Consider the following 9,115-nt stretch of genomic DNA (forward strand, 5'->3'; position numbering starts at 1 on the left):
TTCTGAAACAGTCTGGCGTCCTCGAGCACTCTGCCAATCAATCCAGAGGAGACGGACAGTCTCACACAGGTTTTGGCAATTCTGTGACAATCGAAGCCAGGTGGATACCGAGTGAAGAAGATCTTGCATTGCGTACGCAAACCGTACTGTTACAGTCATCATAAACTGAATACCAGCGGATAGTGGTATGCGAAAATGACGTGCTGAAACGGTTTCTGTCTACTACACGCCCATTATGTGTCTTGAATGACTAATGTTGAACCGATAAGGTCCTACTGCCCGATGAGAAAGACACGCATAAATTCATGTATATCACCGGGCTGCTCGCCTATGCTGGCTCAGCACTCATTGGCGGCCTGCTCGCCGTCTCGTTACTAGTCAAATACGACCGTCGACAGCCAGCCTTCACGTTCGGCCTGTTTCTGCTCGTTATCGGCTTCTGGGCAACTACCTACGTCGGCTATCTCGTCGCAACCACCGAGGCATGGCTGCTGTTTTTTATCCAACTATCGTATCTCTCTGTCGTCACAGCCCCAGTTGTCTGGGTCGTCTTCGCTCTCCAGTACACCGATCGTGAGGCGTGGCTCTCGCGACGGCGGATGGTCTTCCTATCGGTCGTTCCGGCAAGCGTTCTCGCGCTCGTCTGGACCGCTCCATACCACTCCTGGTTCTACGCCGAGATGTTCGTTCGGACGGTCGATGGTATCGCCTTACTCGAGACACCACCCGAAATCGGCCACCGGATCAATATCGTCTACTCCTACGGCCTGCTCCTGATCGGGACGGGCCTTATCGTCGGTGAGACCGTCACGAACAACCGGCTGTACAGACGCCAGTCGCTGGTGCTTTTTGGCTGTCTGAGCGCACCGTGGCTCGCCAATGGCCTGTTCCACCTTGGTTACCAGCCAATTCCGACAGCGGACCTCACACCAGTTGTCTTCGTCATCATCGGCATCCCACTGGCTGCCATCGTTCAGCGTGCCGAACTCACCGGGTTTGTCCCGGTTGCCCATGAACGAGTGTTTCACACCCTCGACAATCCGGTGTTCGTCATCACTACGTCAAACCGGATTTTGGATGCCAACCGTGCCGCACAGCGATTGGTCGATGCTGATGGCGACCAGGTTGGGGGACGTGACCTCACCACGATCCTTCCGGACCCACTGCTCGAGGGCGGCAATCTCCATCCGGAACTCGAGGAGGCAATGGAGTGTGTGATCGAGGTCGATGGCGTCCCACGGCAGTATATCGCCCGACTCAGGGGCACCGAGACGGCTCCCCAAGGAAATCCTCGCGGCTGTATCCTCTCGTTGACCGATATCACGCTTCAAAAGCGTCAACAGGAGAGCCTCGAAGCCAAAAACGAACAGCTTGAACGACTCGCGAGCGTCGTCTCACACGATTTGGCGACACCGTTGGCGACTGGCGAGAATCTCCTCCATCTGATAAAATCGGACCTGGATTCGTCCCACTCCGAAATGCAACAGTCGCTGTCGGATCTAGAAACCGTCCACCATCGGCTCCGAGCCTTTGCAGAGGGCCTTCCAGCGCTCGCTCGCGAAAGCACTGATGTGGAGACACCAATTGACTGTGATCTCGAAACAGTCGCTTGGGAAGCGTGGGAGGTGGTTGACACCGGCGATCTTCGCCTGTCGATTGACTCGACCGACACACTACAGGCAGACCCCAATCGGCTCCAGCAAGCATTTGAGAACCTGTTTGGGAACGCCGCCGAACATGCGGTCAGTGGGCAGGCAGGAGCGACAACTGTCCGAATTGGGCGACTGCCCGCTGCTTCGGGATTTTATCTCGAGGACGACGGGCCAGGAATTCCTGCGGGTAGACGCGAGGATTTGTTGGCTTTTGGGGTGTCGACCGGGAGCGGATCCGGCTATGGGTTAGCAATTGTCCGGACAATTGTTGAAGCCCATGGCTGGTCACTATCGATCACTGATGGCGCTCAAGGCGGTACGCGCTTCGAGATTGAGACAGCTTCACACGCTCGGCAAGCCAGTTCTTCCGTGTAGCATACCACCATGCCGTGGCATACGGTTTAATACTCTCTCCTAATACTATCAGCTGTGATGGAGTATATTCGAAATGGTGTGGTCGTCGCAGGTCCCAGTCAACGGGTATGTGGAGTGTGCCCGTGACCGAGACGGCAGATTCAGTTTCGCCACCCACGTCGCAGCGGTCGATTTCAGTGCTCCTAATCGACGACGACGAGACGTGGGCCCGGACACAGCGTCGACTGCTCGAACGCTCCCACGAGCACCTCACTGTATCGACGGCAACTAGTTTCCAGGCGGCCCGAGACGCGCTCGAAGCCACCGAACCGGACTGTATCGTCTGTGACTACCAACTCGGCGACGGCACCGGTGTCGAACTGTTGGCCGAGGTTCGTGCCACCGAGCCCGAGTTGCCGTTCATCCTGGTAACTGGACAGGGTGACGAGGCGGTTGCCAGCGATGCGATCGGCGCACAGGTAACCGACTACGTCAGAAAGATGGATCTCGGCAAGCAGCCCACCGGGTTAGTCCGGCGGATCGAAACAGCTGTCCAAGCTGACCGGAGCCGCCGGGCGTTGGCCCGTGAACGACGGTCCAAAGAGGCCCTTCTCAAAGCTGTAACCGCCTCGGCCACTCGCTCAGAACTCGGCGGAGTCATCTGCGAACAACTGGTCGACAGTGGATACGCCTGTGCGTCAATCGCTGTTCTCGACGATGACCGCGGGGTTGTCCCACTGGCGGCGGCTGGTGACACCGACTATCTTGAAGCTGCAATCACACCAGGGACACGGCCAGCCGACTGCACCGAACCCACCCTCCGCGCAGTCGACGAAACCGAACTGGTCGTCCACTCACTGACACCTATCGAGGAAATAAAGACTGAGTCGACCAACTGGGAGCAGGTTGCCGTCGCCCACGGGTTTGGGTCAGCGGCTGCGGTCCCGATCAGCCACAATGACGTCTATTTCGGTGCGCTAACAGTTTATAGCTGGACACCACAGATCGACGACCGTGAACAGGTGTTGCTCACCGAGTACGCCGAGACAATCGGCTATGCCTTCCAGACGGCCGCCTGGAAGCAAACACTCCTCTCGTCTGGTACTGCGACTGTCGAATTTGCACTCAGCAATGGGTGCCATCCACTCCTCGAGCTTGCCGCAGCACTCCCTGAAAATCCGACGCTCCACGTCACAACGGTTGTCCCTCGAAGTGACCACGAAGTGCTCTACGTGACGCGTCTCGAGGGGGTCGCGGAAGCCACCCTCTCGGAAATCGTTGAAACGACCGAAATGATTGTCTCAATCGACTACCACCGAACCAATGATGCCATCCAGTGTGGACTCGTCGTCGAATCACCATCTCCCGAAATGCGACTCGTCGATGCCGGGGTCTCGCTATTTCAAACCGTTGTCGACGGCAGGCACGCACGGATTTCGGCCGTCCTTGGTGGGGAGAATACCGTCAATGGGTGTGTCGACGTCCTCTCGGACCTCTATGGTGAAGGTGCGGTGAAAACGCTCTGGACCACCGATGAAGCCACTATGTCACGAACCGAGCCGGTCGCCAATCTTACCGACCGACAGCGACAGGTACTCGAACTCGCCGTTGAGGCAGGCTACTTCGAGCGACCGCGTCACAACAACACGGGCGAACTCGCTGATGCCCTCGACATTTCGCGGGCGACTTTCACTCAGCACCTGCGGGCCGCCCAGCGGAAGTTGTTTGGATCGGGAATTCACAGGTGACTGGCTTCGAACTGTCAGTAACCCACGACTGAAGTCGTGGGCTTCCTCCTTGCATTTCTGTGAGTCGATTTCCTGGCAGGTCTTTCTTGACGTAGTAGTCTGCGGCGCTGTCACAAGTAGGGTTAGAAATTATACTTCTGTGAATTGACGGAAAGACAGTTATCTGCCCAGTCACGGAGCGTTAGACGGAACCGGCCACTAGAACCGTCTCAGGCAGAGACGCTCGCAGCGTACGATGGAATGCGTGGTAGTGTAGAACTCACCCGTGGAGTGTTGCTTGCCGCTGGATTGATGTATGTCACTGACCCGGATGAAGTGCCCGCTACGGAGGTGATAGAGATAATTGATCAGCTTTGAGAACTTGACGGAGCACTCGTCAAACAATCTGACGAAATTGAGCAAATATTCGCAGAAGTAGACGTTTCGGCTTCTCTGGTCGTCTCGCTGTCTACGGACGATGGTCCCAAGTTGGTGGCCATACGGCGAACGATCTCTGATATTACCCACGAGCTTGAAACAAAGCGGATAGATGGACAGCGATACGAGTTCGAAGTTTTCGTAGAATCCCCGGAGAGCGCCTGCAGACGAGGGGAAGACCTCCAACCAATTTTACAGGAAGGTGTTGTTCTCTCGGAGAACGAGGCACTGTGGGAAGTGAAGTACGATCTGTTCGGAGGTGGTGACGAATGACGTCGAAAAAGTTTGAGTCGGCGCTCGGTGATGCGGAAGATGCGTTCCAGAGAAAACCCACAAATCCTGAGGTCGGACTCGAGCACGTTTCCGACTCAACTGTCCTCCAGTTACGGAAGGCCTGTCACCTTCTCGATGCTGTAGGTTTCCTGCTCAATCGTAATGGGCACTTCACAGTCATTATCGAGGCGTGTTTCGTCTCTATCGAGCGCTCGATCCACTTCTACGTTGAAGAGAAGGGATATGATTGAAGTCGAAGAGGCAGCACCACTGAGTCGGTCCTGATGATCTACAGACTAGTATCAAACGCCGCTGAGACCAAATTGTGGACTTACAACAACTGTTCTAGGATTTTTCGCTGTCCAGCCCGGAGATGTTGGGTGAACGTGGCTCGAGCAATACCAAGATGATCCGAGAGCTCTGTTGCACTCGAGCCACGTGGAATCTCGAAGTACTCATCGTAGAACGCGTGCCGAAGGACCTCCTGCTGGCGGTCGGTAAGTGGTTCGAGAATCTCAGTGGTCGACCCAAAGGACTGGGCCTCTGATTCGGTCCCAAACCAGACAATTGAGGCAGTTACGTTGTCGTAGGTTTCCTCGAGAGAGTCGACAATGCTCGCGACAGAACTCGGCTCTGGAACGCTTCCAGAAAGGATGGTTTGCTCAGCAGAAACACTGGTACTGCGATACCTCACACCAGCTTCAGTGAGCGACGTTTCGGGTGTGGGTGGTGATGCAAGTAGATCACAACGGATCGTGTCTGACTCACGTGTCCACTCGAGAAGCTCGAGTCCTTCGCAGCTGTCTACAGCAGACTCGAGTTCGCCGGGGCGAACCCCCTTGACACGAGCCAGGTATAACGTCTGGCCATCGGTGCGCTCCAGGACCGATAACACAGCAATGTCGGTAGAAACTGCCACAGCGCGAGCTAACTGGACGAGAAGAATCTCTTCATCGGTAATCGTGACGTCAATTGAGACTGGGCGAGAAGTGAGAAGCGACTGTTTCCACTCATTTCGTTGCCGGGCGTATCCGATCAATTCTGCAAACTCCTGGAGGAGGGTTCGTTCCTGACTGGTGATCTTCGGTTCAGACGTGTAGACCCCAAGCACACCGAATTGAACGCCATCGTAAGAGATGGGAACGCCGACAGCACTGTTGAATCCATGCTTCAGAGCAATCTGTTGGTAGTCGCTGGTGGTCTCTGTCGCGTTCGAGACGACGAATGATCTGGCAACCAACTCGCCCGACTTGATTGCAGCAATTGCTGGATCCTGATCCTGCGAATCGGGACCGTTTCCCGCAATGACGCTCGTGAGGTATTCATCACACCCAACAGCTGCCTGTGGAACCACGGGACCAGACGCCGTCGCCGTGCCGATCCACGCCCCAGCATACTCGTGCTCTTCGGTTAATAACCGACAGAACTGCTCGAGAACCTCGGACGCGTTTGCCGTTGCAGTGAGCACCTCCACTGCAGCCGCTTTTCCGCTCCGTTCACGCCGGAGTTGTCGGTTGGCTCGATACGAACTGATAATTGTCCGGAGACGATTGGCCAGCACCATGGCCTGGTCGTCGTCGTGGTCTTTGGGGAGGTAATCGGAGACCCCCCTTCTGATGGCTTCACTGGCAATGACCTCATCGCCCCGGCCCGTGATGAGCAAGAACGGCAGATCTGAATCGACCCGGCGAACGTCCTCGAGGAGGCTGAGTCCGGTATCATCACCGAGCTGGTAATCACACAGGACACACTCCGGCGTACGGTTCTCGAAACGGCGCTTTCCTTCGGTGTAGCTATTGGCGACCGTAATGTCGAACGCGGGTTCGGTAGTTTCGAGAAGTCGGGCCGTGACGCGAGCCCACTGTTCGTCATCGTCAACCAGCAAGATGTCTACAGGCTGTTCGAGGGCTTTTGTGGGTTCGCGCGCGGTGTTATCTCCGCTCATCGGGCAGGACACCGCTAGAAGCGATTTCGACCGTCGCAATGGGACGGTGGGTGGTCAAGAGTGTGCGTTCGTCTGAATCCCGATCAATGAGTGTCACGGTTACACCTGTCCTCTCATTTCCTGACGTATGTCGAACTTGGCTAAATGATGGTCGTTTATGTTTGAAAGAATTAGACCGTGAACGTACATACCACTCGCGACGATTGTCGAACATATATAACCCGCACCATCATGTGTCGGTATAGGCCGTGCTGATCTCGAATCGAGCGCCTCCGGTTTCACTGTCAGTCGCCGAAATTCTCCATCCGTGGGCTTCGACGATCGTTCGAACGATCGCCAGGCCGAATCCCGACCCATCGCCCGTCCCCATCCCGTAATCGAAGATCTCGTCGAGCGCGGTGGTACCGATTCCGGGGCCGTCGTCGGCGACGAAGAATCCATGGGGAGTAGAGCCAACACGAACGGTCGTCGCAGCCGAACTGTACTCCCCGGCGAGGTCGTTGCCGCTCGGTGTCGACGATAGTCCACCGTCGCTTTCGTCTCCACCAACGCCGCTTCCCTGGACCTCAGCTACGGCTTCGACGCCGTGACCGACGACGTTCTGAAACAGGTTCTCGAACACCTGCTGGAGTCGACTTGGATCGGCTTCGACGGCACACGTACTCTCGACGACGAGTTCGAGTGAGTGCGTGTCGACGACGTCCCAGGCTGCGTCGGCGACGGCCGCAAGCTCACACTCGCTCGTGTGTTCGACGTTCGTACTCTCGCGGGCAAATCGGGGCAGGTACTCGGTGAACTCCCGCAGTCGGTGATGGATCTGTTCCAGATCGTCGATCGTCTGTAGCACGTCCGGCTCGGCGTCGTCCAGTTCCATGCTCAACAGCGTCGTCGTCTTTTCGGCAGTCGACAGTGGCGTCTGGAGGTCGTGGGAGATGATGCCTGCTAAACGCTCGAGGGTTCGGTTGTGCGCCTCGAGTCGCCGTTCGTACGTTTTCGATTCCGTCACGTCGATGCTCGCGAGCAACACTCGAGAGTAGTCCTCAGCCGTGGTCTGGAGGACGGTGAGTTCGAACAGTTCGTGGCGAATCTCACCGTCCAGGGTTCGATACGTCGTCTCGTCCCGGAGTCTGCAGGCTCCATCCAGCAACTGCTGGACGAGCTGGCGGTTCGTCTCGAGTGACTCGGCCGTCTGGAGATCGGGGAGTTGCTCGACAAGGTCTTTTTTCGAGGACGCACCGTAGGCGTCGAGGGCGTTCTGGTTGACCTCGAGGACGTCGACGAGTTCCAACACCCGTTCGTATTCCTCCGGATGGTCCTCGAGATACGTGGTGAGGTCCGTCGTCTCTGCTGCGATCGATTCCGCCCGATTCATCGCCGCCGAGAGGTCGAGCTCCCAGAGAACGATCGGACTACTCTCGAAGAGCGACCGATACCGTTCGCGACTCGCTTGCAGCGCGTTCTCGCGGGTGACCCGTGCTGTAATCTCGCGGAGGACTATCTGGTGGGCCTCGAGTGTCCCATCCGGTGCGTACACTGGCGAACTCGTCACGTCGAAGTGTCGCTCGCCGTCGCTCTCGGTGTCGAAGGCGACGGTGTCGACGGCAGTCAGCCGTGTTGCCTGCCGAGGAGCGTGGTGAAAAAACTCAGCGATCGGCATCCGTTCCCAGTCCGGCCCAACGGCTGCCAGCTGACGGGCAGCGGGGTTGCTGTCGATCACCGTTCCCCGTGGATCGATCGTGACGAAGGGGTCGGTCATTCGCTCGACGGCGCGGTACCGGGCGGCAGGGATCACGTTCAGAAAGCTGGCGTAGAACAGCACCCAGATCAGCGCGAACGCCTGTGCGAGCCCACCGATCGGTGCCAGATTGAGCGTCGTCAGATCGAGATCCGAGAGCAGGTACAAAAACGAGGGTGGAAAGGCAGTGGCGAACAGTGCAACGCTCTGGAGACGGCGTCGGCCACTCGAGCGAACGGCTTCCCGGAGTGCCAGCATCAGCGCGATGAGTATCAAACTGTAGCCGATCGTTGCGTGTCCCCAGATCAGTATCCGGGCCGCTTCGTGCGGTCCCGTCATCGCGGCGGGATTCAGCGTCTCGTAGGGGTCCCACGCGAGGTGGTGAACCGAGTTGCTCCAGAGGGCGAGCTGAACCGTCACCGGATACATTGCGGCAACGAGGAGCGTTTTGCGCGTGGTTTTCAACACGTTCGCGTAGTCTGCAACCACGAGCGCGTATCCCACGATCGAGAGCTTCGCCCCGAGGAGCGCCAGATTCGCCGCGTAGGTCCACTGCTGTGGCGTCGTGACGCTCTCGGTCAGCCCGAGTCCGACGGTGTAGGCGATGCCACCGACGATCACGATCAGGAGCCCGGGTGCACTCGAGTGGTGTCGATTGCGATAGACCGGAACGAGCAAGATGGCCAACAGGACGACGACGAGGCCACCGACGAGCAGGTAGAGTTCTTGAATCGACATCCGGTCTGACGTGTCCCTGAGTTTATCCGTCTCGTATTTGAGTGTTGTCGTGCCCCAGACCGGCCGCTCGCCTGCTCACCCACGCGTACTCGTCGCCGTGGCGTACTGGTCGCTCGCGGCGCTCTCTAGCATATGATGGTATCGAAGTTATAGCGATCAAGATAGTACGGACGGACTAGATGACGCGTACAGGCTTCGAGTCACGCTGTGCTCTGGAACGGCTGCAGTGGGGGACGTGGCTCGCTCGAGCGGC

General features: G+C 57.4%; 5 protein-coding genes. 3 read left to right on the forward strand and 2 right to left on the reverse strand.

What is annotated here, in order from left to right:
- Positions 1 to 305 precede the first annotated feature (305 nt).
- From G6M89_RS15465 to G6M89_RS15475, 3 genes are all read left to right on the forward strand, one after another.
- Positions 306 to 2,027, forward strand: coding sequence for a histidine kinase N-terminal 7TM domain-containing protein (locus G6M89_RS15465; RefSeq protein WP_165162793.1), 1,722 nt, complete (start codon positions 306 to 308; stop codon positions 2,025 to 2,027).
- Positions 2,028 to 2,149: 122 nt separating this feature from the next.
- A complete protein-coding gene (locus tag G6M89_RS15470) occupies positions 2,150 to 3,754 on the forward strand; it encodes a helix-turn-helix domain-containing protein (RefSeq protein ID WP_343162650.1) in 1,605 nt (534 codons plus the stop codon).
- A 686-nt stretch (positions 3,755 to 4,440) separates the two neighbouring features.
- A complete protein-coding gene (locus G6M89_RS15475; protein ID WP_241175373.1) occupies positions 4,441 to 4,695 on the forward strand; it encodes a hypothetical protein in 255 nt (84 codons plus the stop codon).
- Between the two features lie 80 nt (positions 4,696 to 4,775).
- Here G6M89_RS15475 and G6M89_RS15480 read toward each other — a convergent pair whose 3' ends face one another.
- Together G6M89_RS15480 and G6M89_RS15485 are read right to left on the reverse strand one after the other, a co-directional pair.
- Entirely contained in the window at positions 4,776 to 6,389 is a 1,614-nt protein-coding gene (locus tag G6M89_RS15480) for a response regulator (RefSeq protein ID WP_165162795.1), read from the reverse strand.
- A gap of 229 nt (positions 6,390 to 6,618) precedes the next feature.
- Positions 6,619 to 8,862, reverse strand: a complete 2,244-nt coding sequence (locus G6M89_RS15485) for a histidine kinase N-terminal 7TM domain-containing protein (RefSeq protein ID WP_165162796.1) — start codon at positions 8,860 to 8,862, stop codon at positions 6,619 to 6,621.
- Positions 8,863 to 9,115 lie beyond the last annotated feature (253 nt).

This window comes from Natronolimnobius sp. AArcel1 (assembly GCF_011043775.1).
GTDB lineage: Archaea > Halobacteriota > Halobacteria > Halobacteriales > Natrialbaceae > Natronolimnobius.

What these genes read in the sequence shown, in the direction of transcription:
- G6M89_RS15485 (WP_165162796.1), bottom strand. Translation starts at nt 8,862, where the DNA reads ATGTCGATTCAAGAACTCTACCTGCTCGTCGGTGGCCTCGTCGTCGTC.
- G6M89_RS15480 (WP_165162795.1), bottom strand. Translation starts at nt 6,389, where the DNA reads ATGAGCGGAGATAACACCGCGCGCGAACCCACAAAAGCCCTCGAACAG.
- G6M89_RS15465 (WP_165162793.1), top strand. Translation starts at nt 306, where the DNA reads ATGTATATCACCGGGCTGCTCGCCTATGCTGGCTCAGCACTCATTGGC.
- G6M89_RS15475 (WP_241175373.1), top strand. Translation starts at nt 4,441, where the DNA reads ATGACGTCGAAAAAGTTTGAGTCGGCGCTCGGTGATGCGGAAGATGCG.